The 22,812-nt window shown below is 71.8% G+C and carries 20 protein-coding genes; 11 read left to right on the forward strand and 9 right to left on the reverse strand.

All coding sequences use genetic code 11. From position 1 onward, the window contains the following. The first annotated feature begins 4 nt into the window (after positions 1 to 4). On the forward strand, positions 5 to 1,006 hold the full coding sequence (locus FPZ41_RS17775) for a ScbA/BarX family gamma-butyrolactone biosynthesis protein (protein ID WP_228022792.1): 1,002 nt from the start codon (positions 5 to 7) through the stop codon (positions 1,004 to 1,006). 99 nt (positions 1,007 to 1,105) lie between these two features. Further along, the gene (locus tag FPZ41_RS17780; protein ID WP_322620376.1) at positions 1,106 to 1,711 is read left to right on the forward strand and encodes a response regulator transcription factor; all 606 of its coding nucleotides are present in this window, start codon (positions 1,106 to 1,108) and stop codon (positions 1,709 to 1,711) included. Positions 1,712 to 1,742: 31 nt separating this feature from the next. Here FPZ41_RS17780 and FPZ41_RS17785 read toward each other — a convergent pair whose 3' ends face one another. Together FPZ41_RS17785 and FPZ41_RS17790 are read right to left on the reverse strand one after the other, a co-directional pair. Continuing rightward, a complete protein-coding gene (locus FPZ41_RS17785) occupies positions 1,743 to 2,993 on the reverse strand; it encodes a sensor histidine kinase (RefSeq protein ID WP_152863764.1) in 1,251 nt (416 codons plus the stop codon). An 82-nt stretch (positions 2,994 to 3,075) separates the two neighbouring features. Beyond that, positions 3,076 to 4,671 carry a SagB/ThcOx family dehydrogenase gene (locus FPZ41_RS17790; protein ID WP_152863766.1) on the reverse strand — a complete coding sequence of 532 codons (1,596 nt, stop codon included), beginning with the start codon at positions 4,669 to 4,671 and terminating at the stop codon, positions 3,076 to 3,078. A 458-nt stretch (positions 4,672 to 5,129) separates the two neighbouring features. On the opposite strand from FPZ41_RS17790, the gene FPZ41_RS17795 reads away from it, so the two are divergent. From FPZ41_RS17795 to FPZ41_RS17820, 6 genes are all read left to right on the forward strand, one after another. Continuing rightward, entirely contained in the window at positions 5,130 to 5,966 is an 837-nt protein-coding gene (locus FPZ41_RS17795; protein WP_152863768.1) for an AfsR/SARP family transcriptional regulator, read from the forward strand. A gap of 117 nt (positions 5,967 to 6,083) precedes the next feature. After that, positions 6,084 to 6,875 (forward strand): thioesterase II family protein, encoded by a 792-nt coding sequence (locus FPZ41_RS17800; RefSeq protein ID WP_228022791.1) that lies wholly within the window; start codon positions 6,084 to 6,086, stop codon positions 6,873 to 6,875. Positions 6,876 to 7,081: 206 nt separating this feature from the next. After that, the gene (locus FPZ41_RS17805; RefSeq protein WP_152863770.1) at positions 7,082 to 8,395 is read left to right on the forward strand and encodes an MFS transporter; all 1,314 of its coding nucleotides are present in this window, start codon (positions 7,082 to 7,084) and stop codon (positions 8,393 to 8,395) included. Positions 8,396 to 8,684: 289 nt separating this feature from the next. After that, the gene (locus tag FPZ41_RS17810) at positions 8,685 to 10,271 is read left to right on the forward strand and encodes a class I adenylate-forming enzyme family protein (RefSeq protein WP_152863773.1); all 1,587 of its coding nucleotides are present in this window, start codon (positions 8,685 to 8,687) and stop codon (positions 10,269 to 10,271) included. Further along, the gene (locus FPZ41_RS17815) at positions 10,261 to 11,685 is read left to right on the forward strand and encodes a type III PLP-dependent enzyme domain-containing protein (RefSeq protein ID WP_152863775.1); all 1,425 of its coding nucleotides are present in this window, start codon (positions 10,261 to 10,263) and stop codon (positions 11,683 to 11,685) included. The genes FPZ41_RS17810 and FPZ41_RS17815 overlap by 11 nt, the downstream gene beginning before the upstream one ends. Positions 11,686 to 11,864: 179 nt before the next feature. Continuing rightward, positions 11,865 to 13,109, forward strand: coding sequence for a cytochrome P450 (locus tag FPZ41_RS17820; protein ID WP_152863777.1), 1,245 nt, complete (start codon positions 11,865 to 11,867; stop codon positions 13,107 to 13,109). Between the two features lie 88 nt (positions 13,110 to 13,197). Here FPZ41_RS17820 and FPZ41_RS17825 read toward each other — a convergent pair whose 3' ends face one another. The 4 genes from FPZ41_RS17825 to FPZ41_RS17840 all read right to left on the reverse strand — a co-directional run bounded on the left by FPZ41_RS17825 (position 13,198) and on the right by FPZ41_RS17840 (position 17,609). Then, positions 13,198 to 14,460 carry an FAD-dependent oxidoreductase gene (locus FPZ41_RS17825; RefSeq protein ID WP_194236127.1) on the reverse strand — a complete coding sequence of 421 codons (1,263 nt, stop codon included), beginning with the start codon at positions 14,458 to 14,460 and terminating at the stop codon, positions 13,198 to 13,200. Between the two features lie 25 nt (positions 14,461 to 14,485). Continuing rightward, the gene (locus FPZ41_RS17830) at positions 14,486 to 15,763 is read right to left on the reverse strand and encodes an MFS transporter (RefSeq protein ID WP_322620372.1); all 1,278 of its coding nucleotides are present in this window, start codon (positions 15,761 to 15,763) and stop codon (positions 14,486 to 14,488) included. Continuing rightward, entirely contained in the window at positions 15,760 to 16,947 is a 1,188-nt protein-coding gene (locus tag FPZ41_RS17835) for a PLP-dependent cysteine synthase family protein (protein ID WP_152863779.1), read from the reverse strand. The genes FPZ41_RS17830 and FPZ41_RS17835 overlap by 4 nt, the downstream gene beginning before the upstream one ends. A gap of 191 nt (positions 16,948 to 17,138) precedes the next feature. Beyond that, positions 17,139 to 17,609 (reverse strand): hypothetical protein, encoded by a 471-nt coding sequence (locus tag FPZ41_RS17840; protein WP_152863781.1) that lies wholly within the window; start codon positions 17,607 to 17,609, stop codon positions 17,139 to 17,141. A 282-nt stretch (positions 17,610 to 17,891) separates the two neighbouring features. Between FPZ41_RS17840 and FPZ41_RS17845 the strand changes: the two genes are divergently transcribed. From FPZ41_RS17845 to FPZ41_RS17855, 3 genes are read left to right on the forward strand one after another with little or no spacing between them, the layout of a single operon-like run. Beyond that, positions 17,892 to 18,248, forward strand: coding sequence for an ArsR/SmtB family transcription factor (locus FPZ41_RS17845; RefSeq protein WP_152863783.1), 357 nt, complete (start codon positions 17,892 to 17,894; stop codon positions 18,246 to 18,248). Then, complete coding sequence (locus tag FPZ41_RS17850; RefSeq protein WP_407698790.1) at positions 18,248 to 19,009, forward strand: cation transporter; 762 nt, start codon at positions 18,248 to 18,250, stop codon at positions 19,007 to 19,009. Before FPZ41_RS17845 ends, FPZ41_RS17850 begins: the two co-directional genes overlap by 1 nt. Further along, positions 19,006 to 19,641: a methyltransferase family protein gene (locus FPZ41_RS17855; protein WP_322620373.1), complete on the forward strand. Its 636-nt coding sequence runs from the start codon at positions 19,006 to 19,008 to the stop codon at positions 19,639 to 19,641. Before FPZ41_RS17850 ends, FPZ41_RS17855 begins: the two co-directional genes overlap by 4 nt. A 3-nt stretch (positions 19,642 to 19,644) precedes the next feature. On the opposite strand, the gene FPZ41_RS17860 is transcribed toward FPZ41_RS17855, so the two are convergent. From FPZ41_RS17860 to FPZ41_RS17870, 3 genes are read right to left on the reverse strand one after another with little or no spacing between them, the layout of a single operon-like run. Beyond that, complete coding sequence (locus FPZ41_RS17860; protein ID WP_152863787.1) at positions 19,645 to 20,484, reverse strand: STM4011 family radical SAM protein; 840 nt, start codon at positions 20,482 to 20,484, stop codon at positions 19,645 to 19,647. 10 nt (positions 20,485 to 20,494) lie between these two features. After that, positions 20,495 to 21,958: an STM4012 family radical SAM protein gene (locus tag FPZ41_RS17865; protein ID WP_152863789.1), complete on the reverse strand. Its 1,464-nt coding sequence runs from the start codon at positions 21,956 to 21,958 to the stop codon at positions 20,495 to 20,497. Then, a complete protein-coding gene (locus FPZ41_RS17870; RefSeq protein ID WP_152863835.1) occupies positions 21,955 to 22,761 on the reverse strand; it encodes an STM4013/SEN3800 family hydrolase in 807 nt (268 codons plus the stop codon). Before FPZ41_RS17870 ends, FPZ41_RS17865 begins: the two co-directional genes overlap by 4 nt. Positions 22,762 to 22,812 lie beyond the last annotated feature (51 nt).

Here is a 22,812-nt window from a genome sequence, read left to right on the forward strand (position 1 = left end):
CCCCATGCCCGCCTCCACCCCCGCGACCGGGACGGCCCCGGTGCCACCCGGGAACGACCATGTGGAGCTGAGCTACGACGCGACCGTTCCACGCGCCCTGGTCCACAGAGCCTCGATAGCCGAGGTCTTCGTCACCGACTCGGCCAAGACGGGCGAGGACACGTTCGTCGTCGCCGCGCAGCTCCCGCGCGGCCATCTGATCGGGGAGAACTCCCCGCTGTACGACTTCAGCCTGATGGTCGAAGTAGTGCGTCAGGCAGGGGTCCTGATCGCCCACCGCCACCTGGAGGTGCGACTGGACTCCGCGTTCATCTTCCGGGACCTGACACTCCGTACCACCGCCTTCGAACCGCTGCGCATCGGCCGGCGGCCCGCCAGCGCGCGGATCACCGTGAGCGTGCGGACCCGGCGCAACAAGGCCGGCCGGCTGCAGGGGTTCAGCTTCCTCGGGGACATCGAGGTCGACGGACGGTCCGCGATGAAGGGTGAGGGCGGGCTGCTGATCCTGTCCAAGGCCGCCTACCAGGCCATGCGCAGCAGGCGGCTGTCGCCCGAGCACCCCGGCTTCCTGCTGCCGCGCTTCACGGCTGCCGAGCCGTCCCACGTGGGACGGCGGGACGCCCGGAACGTGTTCATCACCGAACCCGTCGCCGACGCGGGGCAGTTCGCCTGCCAGCTGGTGGTGGACACCAGTCATCCGCACGTCTTCGACCATCCGCTGGACCATGTGCCGGGCCATCTGCAGATGGAGGCCGCGCGTCAGCTGGCCGTCGCCGCCGTCGCCCGGCTGCACGCCCTGGACCCCTACAGCCTGTCGGTCGCCTCCATCGCCACCGACTTCACGGACTACGCGGAGCTGGACCGCATCACCAGGCTGCGGGCGACCGTCGACGGATTCCGCTGGGACGAGGAGCTGGGCACCTTCACCACGCCCGTCGTGGTGGAGGCCGTGCAGGAGGACACCATCACCACGGCCATGCGGCTCGAGGTGTCACAGTGGGTTTGAGAATTAAATGAACTCGTCACCGGAACCCTCCACTTCATAAAGTAAGGTTCCCGCCAAACAGATCGGCCTGATCATCCGAGCTTGACGTGGGGAAGCTTCGTGATACGCATCCTGCTAGCCGAGGACATGCACATGGTTCGCGGGGCGCTGGTCGCCCTGCTGTCCCTGGAGGATGACCTGAAGGTGGTCGCGGAGGTTGAGCGGGGTGACCACATCGTCCGTACGGCACTCGACTGCGACCCCGACGTCGCCATCATCGACGTCGACCTGCCCGGTCTCGACGGACTGAGTGCCGCCGCCCTGCTGGCCGAACAGCTGCCCTCGTGCCGCACGCTGATCCTCACGAGCCTCGGCCGGCCGGGGACGCTGCGCAAGGCGCTCGCGGCCCAGGTGGGCGGGTTCCTCCTCAAGGACGCGCCACCGGACCGACTGGCCGACGCGGTGCGGGAGGTCTCGGTGGGGAGGCGGGTGATCGACCCCCAACTGGCCCTGGCGGCCTTCGACAACGGCGAGAACCCGCTGACCCCCCGTGAGGTCGAGGTGCTGCGGATGGCCGCGGACGGAGCGGAGGCGGCGGAGATCGCCGGACGGCTGTTCCTGTCGGTGGGCACCGTGCGGAACTATCTGACAACGGTCGTTTCCAAACTCAACGCGCGTAACCGGGTCGACGCGATCCGGGTCGCCCGGGAGAGCGGCTGGCTGTAGGACATCGGTTTCGGGGGCGCCGCCGGCCGGTTCATCCGGCGGCGGGCCACCGGACCGGGGCCACCGCCCGCAGGACGAACCAGCCCGCCTCGTCCACCCCGGTCGACAGGCTGCCGCCGATCGACGTCAGCCGGAACTGAAGGTTCCCCAGGCCGCTGCCGTCCGGGATCGCGGGCGCGCCGTCGGGGCTCTGCGCGATGGGCTGCACCCCGTCGTTGGTGATGGTGAGGACCAGCTCGCCCAGGGCGGTCGTCCAGCTTTCGAGCCGGCAGCGCTCCGCCTTGCTGTGACGCAGCAGATTGGTGATGGCCTCCCGGAGGACGGTCGCCATGATGGTGTTCACCTCGCCCTCGGTGGGCGCGCCCCGGAAGTCCGTCGTCACCTGGATGCCGGCGGCCTCCAGCACCGACTGCGCCGACACCGCCTCCGTGGCCAGGGACATGTCCCGGTAGCCGCGGGCGACGGTGCGGACGTCGGCGAGTGCCTGGCGTGAGATCTCCAGGATGCTCTTCATCTCCTCCAGGGCGCGCTCGGGAGTCGCGGGCACGAGGCGGCACGCCAGCTCGCTCTTGAGGGTGACCGCCGACAGGCTGTAGCCGAGCAGGTCGTGAAGGTCCCGGGCGAACCGCAGCCGTTCCTGGCTGACGGCCAGCCGGGCGAGCTCCGCCTGCGCCGCCTGTACGTCGACCACGAGCTGGGCGAGGCGGCTCAGCCCGTACACGATCAGGCCCGTCAGCACGGTGGAGACGGTGATGTCGGCCGAGTCCGTGGCACTCATACCGAGCATCGGCCCCGTGGCGGCCGCCGTCACGGTGATGAGCCCGAACAGCGGCCAGGCCAGTACGGGTCTGAGGACCAGCAGCAGGGAGGCGCCCAGGAACCCGGCCATTTCGCCCCACCCGAGCCCCAGGGCGAACAGCGGCAGATAGGTCAGCACGGCCTGCAGGCTGAGGGTCCACCGGTACCAGCGGGCCCGGAAGTGCCGCAGGCGGTACGAGGAGTGGACCAGCTGGAGAAGGCCGATGAGGGCGAAGCTGAGACCCGAGACGACGAGGACGAACGCGCCCGGTTCCTCGGCCATGACGTTCAGGAAACCCACCAGGACGAAGCCGCACTCGACGATCACGACGACGCTCAGGGCGAGACGGGGTGGCGGGGCGTTCAGGCCCAGCGCGCGCACGGCGGTGGAGAGGGCCGAACCAGTGGTGCCGGCGCCGCCGGTGGAGATGTCCCGAGGGGATGTGTCGGTGTCTCTCCCCGAGCGCGGCGCAGCTGCCCCCATGAACGTCCCCCACAACGCGTACCGGATCAAGTGCTCTCAGTTTAGGTGGAGTGGCTGAAATTCGAAGGGGGGAATGCGGGGCTCATGAACTAACTGTGGGAGAACTGGGAGAAGTTGATGACGGTTCGGGCGGTGTGCCCAGGATGAAGCCCCCGACGCTTGGCTCGATCCGCCAGTCCGTGCCGGTGGTGCGGGCGGCCAGTTCGATGTCGCCGCTGCCGAGGGCGCAGGAGGCCAGGCCCATCGCGGTTCCGATCAGGTACAGGTTCTGGATCACCGCGCCGACGTGCTTGAGCGTCAGCGCGTAGGGCAGGCCGCTGTACTTCCACGCCAGGCGGTGGATGCGCGAGGTGATGGTGATGACCACGGCGGGCGGCTCGGTCAGCCCGGCGGTGACCTGTGCCTCCGCGAGCCGCTCGGGCAGCGTCGGATCCGTCTCGCCGTCACCGAGCCGCACCAGGCAGTGCTCCAGCGGGGCGTAGTAGTAGGTGCCCGGCGGGACGTCGGCGCAGTCCCGGACCGTGAGGTAGAACTCCAGCTCGTAGGCGTTGGCGCCACTGGGGTACGGGCGGTCGCTGAACGACTCCGTGTGCCCGCTCTCGTCGGGCGACTCGTGCAGGCTGCGGATCCTGAGCGCCCGGTACAGGAACTCGCCGAGCACGGCGGCCGTGAGCCGGTCCGGGCCGAAGGAGCGGACGGTGCGGCGCTCCTCCACCACGGTGGTCAGCGGCGGGTCGCTCGCCGCCACCTCGGTCAGGGAGGGCCGGGCGAGGGGGAGACGCGGGCCGTCCGGCAGCGGCTTGACGGCCGGGGCGGGGGCCGTGCGCTGGGCGAGCGGGTACGTGGCGCCGAAGTCCGCGTCGTGCCTGCCGAGCGTCGAGCGGCTGTGGAAGAACAGGTCGACGGCGGACCACGACAGCAGCGCCGGGTCCTGGTCCTCGGCGAAGTGCGGGACCGCGCCGCCGCCCGCCGGGGCGTCGCCCTGCGTGCCCTCCCCGGTGTGCGGCCGTTCCGCGGGGACCACCATGCCGGTCGCGAGCAGATGGGCGACGATGCCCGAGATCACCGGGGCGCTCAGCGGTACGGAGGCCGCCATCTGGTCGATGGTGACCGGACGGCCGAGCATGCCGATCAGCCAGGACACCTCCGGGCCGTGCACCACCACGCGATACAGCGACGCGGGGGACTCCAGGACGAAGCCCTGGCCCTCGCTGCGCAGGAACGCGAAGCGGGACAGCCGCACCGGATGGCACCGGTCGGCCGCGACCGGGCGGTAACGGGCCGACCGGGCGATCGGGACCACCGACATCAGCAGATGGTCCGACTCCTCCATGCTCAGCGAGCGCACCACCAGGTGCTGCAGCCGGTGCAGCACCGCGAGGATCTCCGTCTCCGGTCCCCCCGAAGGGGGGTGCATGGAGTCGTCGGCCGTCAGCCCGGCCACCGCGTTGGCCAGCGAGATCGGGCCGAGGCTCATCCGGCGCAGCGTCTCACGCACCGACGGGCCCGCCCCGCGCAGCCGCACTTCCCCCCACCGTCCGGAGAGCACCACGCAGCCGCTCGGGCCGCTCGTATCCACCAGGACGTCCTCGCGTAGCGACCAGAAGGAGACACAGCGCCTTTCGGTCTGCGCGGTCTGCGCGGTCACGGTGGTGCTGAACGGGCTCACAACGGACATGGCGGCTCCTACGGTGTACAGGCGACGGCGGTGGGGGACGCTGCGCGGCTCGGGCGGACGCGGATAGACGGTGAGGGGGGTGAGTCGAGCGGGCGGGGAGACGGTCAGGGGCAGGCCGTCAGGGACAAGCCGTCAGGGGGGAGGAGACCAACAAAAGCGGGCGGGCAGGGGGCGGCGAACAGGGTCAGGCAAACACGGAAACGGCTGTGTGAGGGTGCACAGCCGCCGTGAGCTGATCGGCGCTGATCGGCATACAGGATTGTTCGGGCATCGAGGGCACTAAGACAGTGTTCGTTTCATGGCTCCCCTGTGAATCCGTCATGGGTCGCCACCTCGGTAATTCATATGCGGCCAATGAAGCGCTCACTGGGGCGGCGTGGGCCGAGGTGCCATCGTTGAGCGCCGAGGAAGCCGAGCGGTTGGGGCTGCCGAGTGGTACTGGCTGAAGGGAGAACCAGATGGAGATCCGGGTCCTGGGGCCGCTCGTCGCCCAGCTCGACCGTACGTCCGTGGTACCCAGCGCGGCCAAGCCCCGTCAGGTGCTCGCCCTGCTGGCCCTGCACGCGGGCCAGGTCGTGACCGTGTCCACCCTGCTCGACGAACTGTGGGGGGACGCGCCGCCGCGCACCGCGCCCGCCACGCTCCAGACCTACATAAGACAGTTGCGCCGCATGCTGGCCTCGGCCCTGGGCCCGGCCGCCGTGCGCGGCCCCAAGGACGTGCTGTGCACGCGCTACGGCGGCTACGCGCTGGACGTGGCGCACGCCGGTGACGCGGTGGAGTTCCAGCAGCTGAGTGTGGCCGGGCAGATGGCGCTGCGTGAGGGAGCCACCCGTGAGGCCTCCCAGCTGCTGCACCAGGCGTTGGGGCTGTGGCGGGGACCCGCCCTGGCCGACGTACAGATCGGCCGCGCCCTGGAGATCGAGGTGGTGCGACTGGAGGAGACCAGGCTCGGCGCCCTCGACGCCCGGATCGAGGCCGACATGCGGCTCGGCCGGCACGCCCTGCTGCTCGGCGAGCTGACCGCGCTGGCCGCCCAGCACCCGCTGCACGAGACCGTGCACGCCCAACTCATGCTGGCGCTCTACCGCTGCGGCCGGCCCTCCCACGCCCTGAGTGCCTACCAGCGGCTGCGCACCTCCCTGATCCGCGAGCTCGCCCTGGAACCGTCGATGCGGCTCCAGCGCCTGCACCAGGCCATCCTCCAGGCCGACCCGGCACTGGAGTCACCGGACCCGCCGGCGGTCGGCGGCGACGACTGGTCCACCCTGCCCCTGACGGCTGCTTCGGCCTGAGCCGGTCCACTCCTTTCGGCGCGTTTGGCGGTCCTTAAGCGCTGCTTGAGACGCTGCGTCCACCAGGGGCCCCGCTCGTTCGGTGGCCACCGCGTACCGAGAGGAGATCGGGGCACTATGACGCGATACCTGAGGCGCGGTGGCACAGGCGAGGCCGACCGCCTCCGTATGTTCTGCTTCCCCTTCGCGGGCGGTGGCGCCTCCATCTACGCGGGGTGGCAGCGCCGGCTGGGAACCCAGGTGGAGGTGCTGCCGGTACAACTGCCCGGCCGCGAGGGCCGGATGGCGGAGCCGCGCTTCACCGATCTCCCCGCGCTCGTCGAGGACCTGGACCGCGAGCTCGGCGACGAACTCGACCGTCCCCATGTGGTGTACGGGCACAGCATGGGTGCCCTCATCGCCTTCGCCCTGGCCCAGTACCGCCAGGCCCGCGGCGAACGGCTGCCCCTCGCTCTCCTCCTCGGAGCCCACCGCGCCCCGCACCTGCCGGCCCCGCCGATCACCCACGGCTATGTGGCCGACGACAGCGAACTGGTGCGAAGACTCGCCTCCTTGGGCGGACTGCCCCAGGTGCTGCTGGACCGCCCGGACTGGCTGGCGGCTCTGCTGCCCGTCGTCAGGGACGACCTGCTGCTCTGCGAGGGTGCCGGGGGCGTGGACCGTACCCCGCTGCCGATTCCGTTGCACACCTTCGCCGGTGCCGACGACCGGCTGGTGACCGTCCCGGAGGTACGGGAGTGGTCCCTGTACTCCACCCGGGACAGCGAGACCGTGGAGGTGCCGGGCGGCCACTTCTTCATCAGGGAGCAGGAGACCGCCTTCCTCGACCGTCTCTCGGACGTGGTCAGCCGTTATGTCGACATCGTCGATCTGATGGGCATGGACCTGGTGGGCGCGCCGGTCGACTGACCGCCGGACCCGCACACGAAGCGGCCGCCTCTCCTCGAACACGTCGGAGGAAGGCGGCCGTTCGCCGACCGGGGCGGTGCCCGGAGGGCGGCGCTCCGGCCCAGGGGGCTGCCGCCGCGCAAGCCGTACTTCAGCGGTGCTCCCTACGGTCACGTCGGCGCTGCCCTCGGGCGAGTGGCGGCGAACCGAACACCGAAGGAGGTGCCATGGAGATCCCGGTACGCCTGCGACAGGCCCGCTCCGCGCTGCTGCTGGTCTTTCTCGTCCACGGAGCGGTCTTCGCCCTGCTGGTCACCCGTATCCCGGCGATCCAGGATCGTTACGGCCTCAGCGACGCCCAGCTCCCGATGTTCCTCGCGGCCGTACCGGCCCTGGCCGGCGTCGGCAGCATCACCGTCTCGCGAGTGGTGCGCCGGGTCCCCGCCCCCGTGGTGGTACGCGTGATCCAGCCCGTGATCTGTCTGTGCCTGGTCGGCGTCGGGGCGGGCGAGACCTTCTGGCAGCTCGCGGTCTGCCTGGCCGTCTTCGGGCTGCTGGTGGGCGCCCTGGAGGCGAGCCTGAACATGACGGGCGTCGGGATTCAGCGCGGCTACGGGCGCAGCATCATGCTGGGCTTCCACGGCGCCGCCAGCCTCGGCGGCATCCTCGGCGCCGTGCTCGCCTGGGCCGGAGCCAACTGGGACCTCTCCCTGCTCACGCTCTTCGCCGGTTCGGTCGTCCTGCTGCTGCCGGTCGCGATGTCGGTCGCCCCGCGCCTGACGCGGCAGGCGGACGGAGAGGCCGGACGGGACGGAGGTGCCGGACCGGCCACGGAGCAGCCCTCCCCGCAGTCCGCTCGCCCGCGGGGAGTGCCCTGGAAGCCGCTGCTGCCGCTCTGCCTGATCATGGCCGTGTCCGTCGTCGCCGACTCCACCGCCACCAACTGGAGCGCCAAGTTCCTTGAGGACACCCTGAACAGCTCGGAGGCGATGGCGACCGTGCCGTACGCCCTCTATATGGCGGCCACCCTGGTGGGCCGCGGGCTCGGGGACGGCTGGGTGCAGCGGTGGGGAGCGGCGGCCGTGGTGCGGGCGGGCGCCCTGCTCACCGCCGTCGGGTTCGCCATCGTCGCCGCCGCACCGGAACCCCTGACGGGTGCGTTCGGTTTCGCCGTCCTCGGCGCGGGGCTGTCCGTGATCCTGCCCCAGATCTTCGTGATCGGTGCGCAGCGGCTGCCGGGGGCGCCGGACACCGCCGTGGCCCGCGTCAACCTCTTCAACTACGTGGGCTTCCTGATCGGCCCGCCCCTGGTCGGGGCCATCGGGGCGGCCGTCTCCTACCGGGCGGCCATGTGTGTGCCGCTGGTGCTCATCCTGAGCGTCGTCCTCGTCGCCCGGTCGCTGACTCCGCCGGACCCGGCCAAGTCCGGCTCCGACTCCGACTCCGATTCCGAATCGGGCTCGGGTTCGGGCTCCGGCTCTGGCTCCGGTTCCGCCTCGCCCGTCCCGCGGCCCGAGGCAACCACGACAACCACCGGCTGAGGGACACCAGTTGACGGCTGACGGCTGACGGCTGACGGCTGAGGGCTGATGTCTGACGGCTGACGGCGCTGGTTCTCCCTCGCCGTCCGCCCGGAACCGTGCCCCGGCTGCCCGAGCGGCAGCCGGGGCACGGCCGTCTCCGCCCGGCCCGGTAACCCGTACCCGGCCCCGTACCCCGGCCCGCCAGGTCTTTAGCCAGGCCAAAGCACCAGCGCCGACGATCACGGAAGGGCGGATTCCAGGGCCCCAGCCGTGCGCCCCGCCGGACCGCAGACACCGAGGAGCAGCGATGACCGCGACCATGGTCGGTTCCCTCCCTGCCTCGGCGCTCATCGACGACGCCGTCGGCACGGAGAGCGCCCCCAGGGTCGACAACGCGGCCGAAGTGTTCCTGACGGCGGCCGTGGCCCGGCACCCCGACGCCCCGGCCGTGCGGGACCGCTACGGGCGGTGGACCTACGCCGAACTCGACGCCGCCGCCGACTCCTTCGCCCGTGAGCTGGACGGGCACGGCATCCGGCCCGGCGACCGGGTGCTGGCCCGCGTCGACAGCATCCGGGAGTTCACGGCCGTGCTCTACGGCACCTGGCGGCGTGGAGCCGTCCTGGTCCCGGTCAACCCGGGCATGAAGGCCTTCCATCTGCGTGCCGTGCTCGCCGACTGCGAGCCCTCGCTGATCGTCGTAGACAGCGGGGAGCGCACCGGCGCCGACGGTCTCACCTGGCCGTCCGGTGTACCGGTCGCCGTCGCCGGCGAGCTGGACCTGTCCGGACGCGCCGACCCCGCCGCCCGCACTCAGGCCGAGGTCCCCGCCGACCGGCTCGCCCTGCTCGTCTACACCTCGGGCAGCACCTCGGCGCCCAAGGCGGTGGCCTGCCCGCACGGCGCCGTGGTGTTCGCCGCGCGCGCCATCCAGGCCCGGCTGAACTACCGCCCGGACGACGTCGTGCTCACCGCCGTCCCCCTCTCCTTCGACTACGGCCTCTACCAGGCCCTGATCGGCGCGCTGGCCGGCGCCGAGCTGCTGCTGTCGGGACCCGCCGACCACGCCCGGCTGCTGGGCTTCGCCCGGGACCACGCCGCGACCGTCGTACCGCTCGTGCCGTCGCTGGGTGAACTGCTGGTCAAGCTCGCCACCCGCGACCCGCGGCCCACCCGCGTCCGGCTGTTCACCAGCACCGGGGCGACCCTCAACCCGCCGCTCATCGCCTCGCTCCGGGAGACCTTCCCGGGCGCCTCGGTGGCGCCCATGTACGGCACCACCGAGTGCAAGCGCATCACCATCCTGGAGCCCGACGGCGATCTCGCCCGCCCCGGCTCGGTCGGGCCCGCGCTGCCCGGCACCGAGGTGCTCGTCGTCGACGATGACGGACGACCCCTCCCGACGGGTGAGACCGGCGAGATCGTGGTGCGCGGCCCGCATGTGATGGCCGGTTACTGGCGGGCCCCGGAGCAGACCGCCCTGCACTTCCGGCAGGAGCGGGACGGCGGCCCGGTCACCCTGCACACCGGTGACTACGGCCGGCTCGACGAGGACGGGCACGTCTACTTCCAGGGCCGCAGGGACGACCTGTTCAAACGGCGCGGCTCGCGGATGAGTTCCGTCGAGATCGAGGCCGCCGTGCTCGACATCGACGGCGTACAGGAGGCCGCGCTGCTCGTCCCGAGGGACGACCGCGACATGGCCCTCTTCGTCGTCCCCGAGACACCGGACGTGACCGGCGAACAGGTACTGGCCCGGCTCGGGGACCGCCTCGAAGCGGCCAAGGTGCCCGACGTCTGCCATGTCCTGACCGCCCTGCCGCTCACCCCCACCGGCAAGACCAACCGCAAGGAGCTGCGCCGACAGCTCATGGAGGACACCGATGTCCGCTGACAAGAACCCCACGCGGCGCTCCGGCGACGATCTGACGCTCCGTCGGCTCATCGACCGGTACGGCAGCCCGCTCTACGTCTACGACCTGGCCCGCGTGCGCACCGCCCTGGAGGACCTGCGCGCGTCCCTGCCCCAGCCGGCCCGTATCTACTACTCGCTCAAAGCCAACGCGCACCCCTGCCTCGTCTCCGAACTCCGGCGGGGCGGAGCCCGCGCCGAGGCGACCTCGCGGGGCGAACTGGCCGCGGCCCTTCGGGCGGGCCATTCGGCGGCGGAGCTGATGTACTCCGGCCCCGGCAAGGGTCCGGCGGAACTCGGCGAGGCCGTCGCGGCGGGCATACGCACCTTCTCCGCCGAGTCGTTCGGCGACCTGGAGCGGATCGGGGCCGCCGCGGACGCCCGGGGTGTGACCGCGGACTGCATGCTGCGGATCAACGCCGCCGGCGCCCCCGGCCAGGACGAGCCGTGGATGACCGGCGGCCCGTCCCGGTTCGGCTTCGACCTCGACGAACTGGCGGAGCACGGGGGCGCCCGGCTCCTGGTGAAGGGCGTGCGGATCATCGGCATGCACTTCGTCCCGCTCACCAACGCCGGGAACGAGCAGGTCCTCCTCGCCGAACTGGCCCAGAGCGTGCGCACCGCCGCCCGGCTCCGGGACGAACTCGACATCCCGCTGCACCTGCTGGACCTCGGCGGAGGGTTCGCCGCCCCGTACGCGACCCCCGGCGAGCGGCCCGTCTACCCGGGGCTGCGCACGGCGTTGTGCGCCGTCCTCGACGAGCACCTCCCGGGCTGGCGGCACGGCGAACCGGTGGTCGCCTTCGAGTCCGGGCGTCATCTGGTCGGCGACAGCGGACGGCTGGTCGTCACCGTCACCGATGTGCGCAGCAGCCGCGGCAAGACGTACGCGGTGCTCGACGCGGGCGTCAACCATCTGGGCGGTCAGTCCGGTCTGGGCCGTCTCCTGCCGCTCTCCGCCCAGCCACTGACCGCTCCCGACCGCGTGACGGACGACGCGGGCGACACGGGGGCCGGTGACGCCAGGATCGGTGACACGGGGACTGGCGACTTGGGGGCCGGTGGCACGGGGACTGACGACACGGGGGCAGCCGAACCGTCCTTCGTGACGCTCGCCGGGCCGCTGTGCACGCCCGCCGACGTCCTGTCCCGCGCCGTCGACCTGCCAGGGGTGCGCCCGGGCGACCTGCTGGTCTTCCCCAACGTGGGGGCCTACGGACTGTCCGCGAACCTGCTCGGGTTCCTCGGCCATCCGGCCCCCGTCGAGGTCGTCGTGGACGGCGGCGAGACCGTCTCCGCCACCCGCCTGACCCTGAGCCGCCGCACCGCCGAACCCCGCACCGAGCCCCCACCGAACCCCGCACCGCATCCGGTACGGAAGACACCACCTCCCTGACCGGGACGGCCGAGCCCCGGCCGAGCGGCACCCCAAGGCCCACAGCCCTTCCCGGCGCTGTGGGCCCGCCCCCGCCGGTTCAGGCGCTCTTTATCGGTGCACAAGGCGCTCCTGCAACGGTCGCCTGGCAGCCCGACACCCGACACGTCTGCGAAGTCCGAAACCCTGGAGGCCACACGATGGACACCGCCTCATCGCCGTCCGCCGAGACCGAGACCAAGACCGGGACGGAGCCTGGACTCCAGTACCCCTTCCACCGTCCCTCGGCCGTGGAGGTGCCGCCCGTCTACGAGGAGCTGCGCGCCAAGTGCCCGGTGGCCAAGGTCCAGCTGCCCACCGGTGACGACGGGTATGTGGTCAGCCGTTACGACGACGTCCGTACCGTCCTGGCCGACCCCCGCTTCAGCCGTGCCGCGATGCTGGCCGAGGGGGCCCCGCAGCTCACCCCGGCCCCGCCCGTGCCCGGCAGCCTCTTCACGATGGACCCGCCCGAGCACACCAGGCTGCGCAAGCTCGTCTCGCGTGAGTTCACCGCGCGCCGGGTGCAGAACCTCCGCCCCCGTATCCAGGAGCTCACCGACCAGCTGCTGGACGAGATGGAGAAGCAGGCCCCGCCGCTCGACCTCAACCCGGCCTTCGCGTTCCCGCTGCCGGTGATGGTCATCTGCGAACTGCTCGGCGTTCCCTTCGAGGACCGGGAGAAGTTCCGCGGCTGGTCCGACGCCTTCGTCTCGCTCACCGCGCACACCGCCGACGAGGTGATGGCGCAGCGCATGTCGATGGTCCAGTACCTGGGCGAGCTGGTGCAGCGCAAGCGCGAGGAGCCCGCCGACGACCTCATGAGCGCCCTGGTCTCCGTGCACGACGAGGACGGCGACCGGCTCAGCGAGCACGAGCTGATCATCATGGGCATCACGCTGCTGGTGGCCGGGCACGAGACCACCGTCAGCATGATCGGCAAGTGTGTGCTGACGCTGCTGCGCCACCCCGAGCACCTGGCCGCGCTGCGGGAGCAGCCCGAGATGATCGAGCACGTGGTGGAGGAGCTGCTGCGGGTCAACCCCATCGGTGACGGCGGCCCGTTCCGCATCACCCTGGAGGACGTCGAGATCGGCGGCACCACCATCCCCAAGGGCAGCGGTGTGATCGCGGCGGTCGCCTCCGCCAACCAGGACCCGGACCGCTTCGGCGAGGAGCCCGAGGCCTTCGACCCGTCCCGGTCCTCGGCCACCGCTCACGTCGCGCTGGGCCACGGCCCGCACTTCTGCCTGGGTGCCGCTCTCGCGCGGGCCGAGCTGCAGATCGCCATCTCCTCGCTGGTCCGCCGCTTCCCGGAGCTGAGCCTGGCCGACGAGGTCGACAACCTCTCCATGACCAGCGGAATGATGGTGCACGCCCTGAACCGTCTGCCCGTCACCTGGTGAACCGCCGGCCCCGGTGAACGGCTCGCTGCCCGGGTTCCCCGACGGGAACCCGGGCAGCGGTCTGTCGTACGCCGTCCGGTGCGACGGATCAGTTGTGCGAGGCCGGCTGCTGCACGATGCGCTGGGCCACGGTCGGACCCGGCTCCTGCACCTGGAAGTACGCCCTGGCCAGCACCCGCTGCTGCAACGCCCGGTTGCCGTTCACGATCCGGTAGAGGGACCGGCGGGTCAGACCGCCCAGCCGCCCGTCGAGTGCGAAGAGCCGCTCCTGGCGCAGCTGGAGGGCACGCGAGAGGCGTACCGCTTCCTCGCGCGACTGCTGGAACTGTTCGCAGGCCCGTGTCAGTGCGTCCGCGCCGCCGCCGTCGGCCATCGCCTCCTCGACCAGCGGCGCCAGGGTGACCGCGTCGATGATCGCGTGGTTGACGCCCTGACCGAGGATCGGGGTCAGTGTGTGCGCGGCGTCGCCCATGAGGACCAGACCGGGCATGGACCAGCGGGGCACCACGGTGGTGAAGATGTCCAGCATCGAGGTGTCCGACCAGGCCTGCACCTCCTTGCGCACCGAGGCCGACAGCTCGGGGGCGAGCCGGTCCAGCTTCTCGTGCAGCGCGCTCAGCCCCTGGGCGCGCAGGTCCCTCAGGCCGCCCTTGGCGATGTTCAGGCCCACGCGCACGCTGTCCGGGTGGGTGGGGATGAACAGCCCGTGCTCACCGCCCCGGATGCGGATGCGGTACGTGTGGCTGTCCCACTCCTCGGGGAAGGGCAACCGCAGCCAGATGACGTCCCGGTCCAGCGGCTGCTTCTCGTACGCCAGCCCGGACATCTCCCGGACCTTGCTGAACCGTCCGTCGGCCGCCACCGTCAGGTCGGCCCGGACGACGATCTCACCGTCGGGGGTGCGGGCGCGCACCCCGGTCACCGGACCGCTCTCGCCCTGCTCCCGGAGCAGGCCCACGGCGGTGGCCGACTGACGGAGGGTGAAACCGGAGTGCTCCCGTCCGACATCGGCGAGGGCGGACAGCAGAGCGGGCTGGGGCAGCTCCACCGGGTACGGGTGGGGGTAGGGGAAGTCGGAGAAGTCGACATTCAGCACGGCGCTGCCGGAGTCGAGGATCTCCAAATGGTGCACCTGCGCGTACGTTCCGTCGAGGCGGCCGAGCAGTCCGAGCCGGTCCAGCAGCCACACCGAGTCCGGCGACACCGACTCGCCGCGGAACGACCGGTTGAAGTGCCCGCTCTGCTCCAGCACCACCACGGACACGGAACGCTTGGCGAGTTCCACGGCCAGGGCGAGCCCGGCGGGGCCTCCTCCGACCACGCACACCTGTGCGGTCAGCTCTGCTGTCATCGTTTTGCCGCCCCTCCAGGGAAAGTCATGGTCGGTCGATCGTGGGACGCCGGACTAAAGCTCCCCTTGCAGCGGCCCGGTGCCCGGGGCCGAGGTGTCCGGTGCGGGCGAGGGCGGCGACCGAGGCCGCGCACCCCAGCCCGGTGGCGGTCAGGGCACCCCAGGTGAGCCAGAGGGCGCCATGCCGCTCGGCGAAGTCCCACAGGGCGCCGGTCACGAGGTTGCCGAGGGTGATGCCCAGGCCTGAGACGGTGTTGTAGAGGCCGTAGTGGGTGGCGACCAGGCGGTTGCCGGACAGGGCGACGACGGTGTCCATCTCGAAGGGGTAGACCACGGCGGAGCCGGCCGCGAGCAGCCCCACCGCCGTGACCAGGGACACGAGGACCACCGCCGACGAACCGGGCGGGGTGAGCGCGAGGGGAAGGAACGCCAGGCCCATCGCGGTCAGTCCCCGTACCAGCGCCTGGCTGGGCCGCCACCGGTTCTTCGCCCAGCCGGTCAGGCGCAGTTGGCCGACGACGGCGACCGCGGCGGAGACGACGAAGAGCCCGCTGGTGGCGGCCGTGCCGTGCGCGCCGAGAGCGTCGGACGCGGCCAGCGGAAGGGCCAGGTAGACCTGGAAGGTCAGCACGTACGAGCCGATCATCGCGGCGGAGAAGAGCAGGAAGGGCCGGTTGGCCACCACCGTGCGCCACTGGGCCAGCACCCCGCCCCGGTCCTCGGTGGGACCGCGGTGGTCGGGCAGCGCCCGCCACTGCAGCACGGTCAGTACGGCGAAGATGGCCGCCGCGACCGTGCACACCAGGCGGAAGTCGGCGGCCAGCAGGGCCAGTCCGACCAGAGGGCCGAGGAACATGCCCGCCTGGTAGTAGACGTTGAAGGTGGCGAAGGCGTCCACGCGCCGCTCTCCCGCCTCGGCCGCGAGGTAGGCGCGCACAGCGGGGTTGAACAGGGCTCCGGCGAAGCCGGTCGCGGCGGACGCCGCGATCAGTGCGGGCAGATGGTCGACCCAGCCGAGAAGCGCGAAGCCCACGGTGCGCAGGAGGCACCCGGCCAGGATGGGGGCCTTGTAGCCGAAGCGGTCGGCGAGGGTGCCGCCGATGAGGAACATGCCCTGCTGGGAGAGGTTGCGCACGCCCAGCACCAGGCCGACGGCCCAGGCGGCGAGCGCGAGCTCGCCGGACAGATGGGCGGCCAGGTAGGGCATGAGCATGTAGAAGGCGAGGTTGATGGCGAACTGGTTGGCCATCAACAGCCTCACGGCCGGCGGAAAGGAGCGGGTCTGCCGCCACAGCGCCCTCACACCGACACCTCCACCGTCAGGCGCTCGCGGGCGGCATGGTCGACGTGCTCCTCGTGCTCTTCGCGCTCCTCGTGCTGTGCGGCCAGCGGGTCGACGACCGTGGTGCAGCGCGTCCAGCGGGCGACGGTCGTCTCGCCGGAGTGGGCGATCTCCTCCGGCTCGTCGGCCACTTGAACGTCCAGCAGGCCGTGCGTGCGGCAGTAGGTGTCGTCGAAGACCGTGCCGACGTAGCGCTGCGGCCCGTCGGGGAACACCGCCACGATCCGTGCCTCCGCCGGCATCCGGCCCGCCAGCCAGCGGGCCACCAGGGCGACCGCGCCGACGCTCCAGCCGCCGGTGGCGTACCGGCAGCGGGCCAGCGCGCGGGCCGCCCACACCGCTTCGGGGGCGGCGACCCAGTGGACCTCGTCGAACAGGTCGTAGGCCACGTTGCGGGGGTAGATGCTGCTGCCCAGGCCGCGCATCAGCCGCTGCCCGGCGGGCTGCCCGAAGATCGTCGATCCGGTGGTGTCGACGCCCACGATCCGCAGGGAGGGGAAGTACCGGCGCAGCACCGAACCGATCCCGGCGGAGTGGCCGCCGGTGCCGACGGACACGACCAGGGCGTCGATACGGCCGAGCTGGGCGACGAGTTCATGGGCGAGCGGTGCGTAGGCGGCCACGTTGTCCGGGTTGTGGTACTGGTCGGGGCACCAGGCGTCAGGGCACGCGGCGAGCAGGTCCTCGACGCGTTCACGGCGGGCCTGCTGCCAGCCGCCGTCCGGGTGCGGGGTGTCGACGACCTGGACGTCGGCGCCGTACGCGGTGAGCAGCCCGGTCATCAACGGTTCCATGCCGGGGTCGGTGACGACGGTGACCGGGTGGCCGAGGGTGACCCCGGCCAGGGCGAGTCCGAGGCCGAGGGTGCCGGAGGTGGACTCCACGATCCGGGCGCCGGGCAGCAGCAGGCCCCGCTCCCGGGCCGCCCGCACCATGTGCAGCGCGGTGCGGTCCTTGATGCCGCCGGGGTTGTGACCTTCGAGTTTGGCCCAGAAGCCGCGTCCGGCGGCGGTGAAGGGTTCCCCGACCCAGAGGACGGGGGTGTCGCCGACCAGCCCGGCCGGGGTGTGCGTGGGGCGTTTGGCGTCGGCGAGGAGCTGGGCGGGGCATTCGGGGACGGTGGTGCGGGTGGGGTGGTGGTTCATGGCGTGTCTCTCCTGCGGTCGGCGGGCGTGAGGGCGGGCCGACCGGATGGTGGCGGGACCCGGATGGTGAGGGGACCCGGGCCGTGGTGGGATCCGGACCGTGGTGGGATCCGGGCAGGACTGATCGACGGCCGCGGTGGGGCCGGCGGGAGCGTGGCTCGCCGCCCGGCCTGTGCGGCTTCAGCGGTCGGTCAGGTCCGCCACACGCCCAGACGGGCTCGTACCTGCCCGGCGGGAGACGGCACGGCGCCTGGATACGGCGGCGCGCCCGCGCGCACGGAGGAGGACGGCGGTTGCGGTTCGGCGTGCTCGACGGCGGGCTCGGTCTGGACGGCCGGCGCCGCCGGGGCGATACCGCGGGGCGGCTGCACAGTGGGCTCGTCCCGGTCCAGGCAACCCAGTTCGCTGCCGGAGCCCTCTCCGGTCTGCTGCTCGCCTTCACTGTGCGTGGTGTGCGCGGTGTGTGGCGTGCCGGACGGCTGTCCGCAGGACGGGGACGCGGCAGCCGCAGGAGGGGAGTCGACGCGGCCTGTGGCTGTCGGCGTCGGGCCGTGGGCGCAGGCGAGCAGATGCAGCAGGGCGCCCAGCAGCACCACGAGCACCGCCCCGATCCGCGACCGGGAGCGGCTGCCCTGGAAGACCGTGACCGTCCCAGCCGTCATGAACACAAACCGTAGTCAAGTGAACGCATAAGGTTCTGGTGAGTCTGCTGAGTCGTACGTGCCCGCAGGGGTGCGGCGGACGCGGGGAAACCAGGGGATACAGGGGGAACCGCTGGGCGGGGGCTGACCGCCGCGGTCTGGGCGGGCGGAGAAATCCGACTCCTGATCATCACCGCATCGGGTGAATCGGCCCCCTGGTCGGCCCCCGCGGCGCGGCGCTCTCGCCCCGGCATTTTGAGTTCAGGGTTTCCTGAATTCAGGAATTTGTGTACCGTCGGCCTCATGCTTATCGCCTCCGACTCTGCTTCCGGCACCGGCACCGACGTCGACGCCCTGGCCCGGTTCGGCCGTGCGCTCGCCGACCCGATCCGCTGCCGCATCCTGCTCGCCCTGCGTGAAGCCCCCGCCCACCCGGCGGACCTGGCCGAGGAGCTCGACATCTCCCGCACCCGGCTGTCGAACCACCTCGCCTGCCTGCGCGACTGCGGCATCGTCGTCGCGGTCCCCGAAGGCCGACGCGTGCGCTACGAACTCGCCGACGCCCGCCTCGGTCACGCCCTGGACGACCTGCGCGGCGCGGTCCTCGCCGTGGAGGCCGACCGCACCTGTCCGGACGCCGACGAGAAGGGATGCTGCTGATGGCGGCGACAGCTCCCGGCCCGAGCCCGCAGCGCGCCACCCAACTGGTCCGTCGCATACGGCTGCTCGTCGCCGTCACGATCACCTACAACGTGATCGAGGCAGTCGTCGCGATCACCGCGGGCACGATCGCCTCCTCCACCGCCCTCATCGGCTTCGGACTGGACTCGGTCATCGAGGTTTCCTCGGCGGCGGCCGTCGCCTGGCAGTTCTCCACCGCCGACCACGCCCTCCGCGAAGCCCGCGAGAAGACCGCCCTGCGCGTCATCGCCGTCTCCTTCTTCGCGCTCGCCGCGTACGTCACTGTGGACTCCGTCCGCGCGCTGGCGGGCACCGGCGAGGCCCGGCACTCCACCCCCGGCATGGTGCTGGCCGCCCTGTCCCTGCTCGTGATGCCGTTCCTGTCGGCGGCCCAGCGCCGCGCCGGACGCGAACTCGGCTCCGCCTCGGCGGTCGCCGACTCCAAGCAGACCCTGCTGTGCACCTACCTGTCCGGCGTGCTGCTCGTGGGCCTGCTCGCCAACTCCCTGCTCGGCTGGTCCTGGGCCGACCCGATCGCCGCCCTGGTGATCGCCGCCGTAGCCGTCAAGGAGGGCCGCGAGGCGTGGCGCGGTGACAACTGCTGCGCGGTACCGGCCGCCGGCACCGTCCCCCAGGGGCAGCAGAACGAGGTGCAGCAGAACGAGGTGCAACAGGACGTGTGCGGCTGCGGGCCGGGCTGCGCGTGCCGCGCCCCGCTGAAGGAGGTGGGCGTACGGTGACCGGCTGGGCCTGGACGGCACTCGCGCTCTACGTGGGGTGGCTGGCCGCCGCCTTCGGCGTCCGCTCGATCATCCAGCGCCTCCGTACCGGTGACACCGGCTTCCGCGGCCTGTCCCGCGCGTCGGGCCGGGCCGCCCGGGGGGCCGGAGTGCTCTTCGTCGCGGCACTCCTCGGCGCCGTCGTCGCACCCGCCGGGACCCTGGCCGGCCTGCCGGTCCTCGTCGAGGATGCTCCGGCCCTGTACGGCACCGGAGCGGCGATCACCGTGCTCGGCATCGTCGCCACGCTGATCGCGCAGGGAGCCATGGGAACGTCCTGGCGCGTCGGCGTGGACCAGGGCGAACGGACCGCACTCGTCACGAGGGGCCCCTTCTCGTACGTACGGAACCCGATCTTCACCGCGATGGGCATCACCGGGACCGGACTTGCGCTCATGGTGCCCAGCGTCCTGGCCCTGGCTGCCCTCGTCGCGCTGGCTGTCGCCGTCGAACTGCAGGTTCGGATCGTCGAAGAACCCTACCTACGGGCGGTGCACGGCACGGACTATCTCACGTACGGAGCCACGACCGGGCGCTTCGTGCCCGGCGTGGGGCAGTTGAGGTCCGGCGAGAAGAGCCCGGACACCGAGTGACGATCAGGCGGGTATCCGCTCCAGCACTCCGCCCGCGAACACGTCGTACAGCGGCAGGGTCTCCAGGTGGACGTAGCCGATGTGGCAGTCGCAGAGGGCCAGCGGGCAGGTGCGGGGGCGCAGTGCCCGCCGGTAGGAGCCGTCGTAGAGGTTGCCCAGCTCCGAGCGGACGAAGTGGCAGCGGCGGACCGTGCCCTCGCCGTCCACCGATATGACGGACTCGCCCGTCCGGCAGGGCAGTCCGGCGCTGCGATGCGCGTGGCGGCTGTACGGGAAGAGCGGGTCCAGGGCGGTCCACTCGTCGGCCTCGGCATCGGTGTACGTATGGCCCTCGGCGGCGTTGACCCACAGGTACACGTGGGCGGGGAGGTCGGCGCGCAGGCGGCGCGCGTGCTCCAGGTGCTCGGGAAGGCCGACGACGCCGACGCTGTGGCGGACGCCGCGGGTGGCCAGGTCGTGGCACTTGCTCAGGAAACGGTCGTACGGCGTCTGCCCGGGGTGGAAGGTGCACCACAGGGCGGCGGTGTCCAGGTCGGCGTCGGCGAGCCAGTCCGTACGGCAGCTGAGATTGGTCTGGATCGCCACCCGGCGGATGTGCGGCAGCCGGCTCAGCTCCACGAGCGTCCGCCGGTACCAGGAGCGCACCAGGCCCTCGCCCCACGGCGTGAACAGCAGGGAGAGCCGGTCTTCGTGCTGCTCGGCCGCCCACGCGGCGAAGCGCTCCAGCGCGGCGCGGTCCGCGGTCAGTTGGGCGCGGCTGTCCCGTCGCTTGGCGAAGGGGCAGTACGGGCAGTCGTAGTCGCACGACGCCAGCGGACCGCGGTAGAGGATCGTGAGGTCCATGCGGGCTCCGTCACTTCGGTTCGTACGAGGCCATGCGCTCCCGCACGGCCGGGGAGAACAGCTCGGGCCCCAGCGCGTCGGAATGGGCCAGCCCCTCCGGGGACAGCCGCAGCACGCCCTGTCCCGCGGAGTCGTCCAGCCAGCCCCGGTCGCCGAACCGCTCCAGCTCGGCGGGGAAGTCTTCGGCGGGCGAGGTGCCGAAACGGGCCCGGTAGTCGGCGACGGGCATGCCCTCGGCCTGCAGCAGCGACTGCAGCAGATGGCGGCGCCGGGCCTCCCCGGCGTCCATCCGCCGGCCGAAGTCGGCGTGACGGAAGTCCTCGGCCCCGCGAGCCGTGTAGTCGTCGATGATCCGGCGTATCTGGTGCATGTCCACGGCGTAGTCGAAGGAATAGTGCAGCGCGGAGGTGTAGGAGCGGGCGCCGCAGCCGAGGCCGACCATGCCGTCGGTCTGGCACGCGTAGTCCTCCCCGCCGGTGGTGGGGGCATCCGTGCGGCGGAACATGCGCATCGACACCTGTTCGTAGCCCCGCGCGAGCAGATGGTCGCGGCCGTGGCGGTACAGCCGCAGCCGCTGCTCGTCCCACTCGGCGTCGCCGGGCACAGGCCCTGGGTGCCGGCCGAGACCGGTGAGCGGGCGGACGTAGAGGGGATAGAGGTACAGCTCCTCGGGCCGCCAGGCGAGAGCCGCGTCGAGGGAGTGGCGCCAGGATTCCTCGGTCTGGCCGTCGATGCCGTAGATGAGGTCGATGTTGAGGACGGGGATGCCGGCGTCACGGATCCTGGCGAGGGCTGCCTCGACCTCCGCCCGGCGCTGCGGGCGTACGGCCGTGCGTGCCTCGGCGTCGACGAAGCTCTGCACGCCCAGGCTCAGCCGCGTGGTGCCACGTGCGGCCAGCACGGCCAGCCGGTCGGTGGTCGCGGTGGCGGGCGAGGCTTCCACGGACAGCGGGATCGCCGACAGATCGGCGCCCAGGCCCTGTTCGGCCAGATCACACAGCCGCTCCAGCTCGGCGGCCTCCAGGAACGTCGGCGTGCCGCCGCCGAAGGCCGCGCCCGCGAACCGCGCCCCCTCGCCCAGCGCCTCGCGCACCGCGGCCGCCTGACGTTCCAGCGCGTCCAGGTAGGCGGTGGTCAGGCCGTCGGGTGCCCCGATCCGGGTGAAGAGGTTGCAGAAGCCGCAGCGCACCTCGCAGAAGGGGATGTGGAAGTAGAGCGACAGGGCGTTCTTGGGCTCGTCCGCCCACAGGTCGCGCAAGGACGCGTCGTCCCGGCGCAGCGGGCGGTACGCGGTCTTGTGCGGATACGCGTAGACGTAGTGCTGGTACGGGCGGACGGCGGACGAGGCCGGGGTTTCGGAGACGGCCGTCTCGGTGCCGGTCGTTTCGGTGATGGCTGCTTCGGAGATTGCCGTCTCGGAGATTACCGTTTCGGAGATGGCCGTTTCGGAGATGGCCGTTTCGGCGCTGGTCATGAGGCCTCGTCGAGGAAGAAGTGGGCGTAGGGCACGGTCCAGACGACGTCATGGCCGATGCGGTGGCCGCTGTAGCCGTCCTCGCCGTACGCGGTGCCGTGGTCGGAGCAGACGATGGCGAAGCACGGGCGGCGGCTGCGGACGGCCGCGAAGAGCCGTCCCATGTGCCGGTCCACGTACTCAAGGGCCGCGGCGTGGGTGGCCCGGGAGTCGCCCGCATCACGGGTGGCGCCGGGCAGATGGAACCAGTTGGGCTGGTGCAGCGCCGACACGTTCACGAAGAGGAACAGACGCTGCTCCTGCGGGAGCCCGGCGACGACCTGCTCGGCGCGGGCCACCTGTGCCTCGAAGGACGCGGGGGAAGGCACCCCGAACTCGGGCTCCCAGTGGCTCTCCTGGAACATCCCGGGCAGGACGGAGCCCAGCGGCCCCCGCTTGTTGAAGAAGCCGACGCCGCCGATGCACACGGTGCGGTAGCCGGCGGCGGCCAGACCCGACACCAGGTCGGGCGTGTCGTAGACGAAGGTGTCGGGCGCGGTGGTCTCGCTGCCCTCGAAGCGGGCGGCGAAGAGACGTGGGTGCGGTCCCGGTGCGGCCGGTGTGGGCAGGAAGCCCGCGAACATCGCCTGGTGGGAGGCGTAGGTGAAGCTGCCCGGGGCGTGCCGGCGCTCCCAGACGCCGCCGGGCAGGTGCCGGGCGAGGTTCGGGATACGGCCGTCCGCCGCCAGTTCCTGGGCCACGTCGTAGCGGAGCGTGTCGAGCGTGACCAGCAGGAGGTCGTGACTGCCGACCACTTCGTTCATGTCGATCACGTCGTTCATGTTGTTCACGTCGTTCATGTTGTTCATGTCGAT

This window comes from Streptomyces acidicola (assembly GCF_009377235.1).
Classification (GTDB): domain Bacteria; phylum Actinomycetota; class Actinomycetes; order Streptomycetales; family Streptomycetaceae; genus Streptomyces; species Streptomyces acidicola.

What these genes read in the sequence shown, in the direction of transcription:
- FPZ41_RS17815 (WP_152863775.1), top strand. Translation starts at nt 10,261, where the DNA reads ATGTCCGCTGACAAGAACCCCACGCGGCGCTCCGGCGACGATCTGACG.
- FPZ41_RS17775 (WP_228022792.1), top strand. Translation starts at nt 5, where the DNA reads ATGCCCGCCTCCACCCCCGCGACCGGGACGGCCCCGGTGCCACCCGGG.
- FPZ41_RS17790 (WP_152863766.1), bottom strand. Translation starts at nt 4,671, where the DNA reads ATGTCCGTTGTGAGCCCGTTCAGCACCACCGTGACCGCGCAGACCGCG.
- FPZ41_RS17860 (WP_152863787.1), bottom strand. Translation starts at nt 20,484, where the DNA reads ATGGACCTCACGATCCTCTACCGCGGTCCGCTGGCGTCGTGCGACTAC.
- FPZ41_RS17810 (WP_152863773.1), top strand. Translation starts at nt 8,685, where the DNA reads ATGACCGCGACCATGGTCGGTTCCCTCCCTGCCTCGGCGCTCATCGAC.
- FPZ41_RS17820 (WP_152863777.1), top strand. Translation starts at nt 11,865, where the DNA reads ATGGACACCGCCTCATCGCCGTCCGCCGAGACCGAGACCAAGACCGGG.
- FPZ41_RS17835 (WP_152863779.1), bottom strand. Translation starts at nt 16,947, where the DNA reads ATGAACCACCACCCCACCCGCACCACCGTCCCCGAATGCCCCGCCCAG.
- FPZ41_RS17870 (WP_152863835.1), bottom strand. Translation starts at nt 22,761, where the DNA reads ATGAACGAAGTGGTCGGCAGTCACGACCTCCTGCTGGTCACGCTCGAC.
- FPZ41_RS17800 (WP_228022791.1), top strand. Translation starts at nt 6,084, where the DNA reads ATGACGCGATACCTGAGGCGCGGTGGCACAGGCGAGGCCGACCGCCTC.
- FPZ41_RS17825 (WP_194236127.1), bottom strand. Translation starts at nt 14,460, where the DNA reads ATGACAGCAGAGCTGACCGCACAGGTGTGCGTGGTCGGAGGAGGCCCC.
- FPZ41_RS17795 (WP_152863768.1), top strand. Translation starts at nt 5,130, where the DNA reads ATGGAGATCCGGGTCCTGGGGCCGCTCGTCGCCCAGCTCGACCGTACG.
- FPZ41_RS17785 (WP_152863764.1), bottom strand. Translation starts at nt 2,993, where the DNA reads ATGGGGGCAGCTGCGCCGCGCTCGGGGAGAGACACCGACACATCCCCT.
- FPZ41_RS17850 (WP_407698790.1), top strand. Translation starts at nt 18,248, where the DNA reads ATGGCGGCGACAGCTCCCGGCCCGAGCCCGCAGCGCGCCACCCAACTG.
- FPZ41_RS17865 (WP_152863789.1), bottom strand. Translation starts at nt 21,958, where the DNA reads ATGACCAGCGCCGAAACGGCCATCTCCGAAACGGCCATCTCCGAAACG.
- FPZ41_RS17840 (WP_152863781.1), bottom strand. Translation starts at nt 17,609, where the DNA reads ATGACGGCTGGGACGGTCACGGTCTTCCAGGGCAGCCGCTCCCGGTCG.
- FPZ41_RS17805 (WP_152863770.1), top strand. Translation starts at nt 7,082, where the DNA reads ATGGAGATCCCGGTACGCCTGCGACAGGCCCGCTCCGCGCTGCTGCTG.
- FPZ41_RS17845 (WP_152863783.1), top strand. Translation starts at nt 17,892, where the DNA reads ATGCTTATCGCCTCCGACTCTGCTTCCGGCACCGGCACCGACGTCGAC.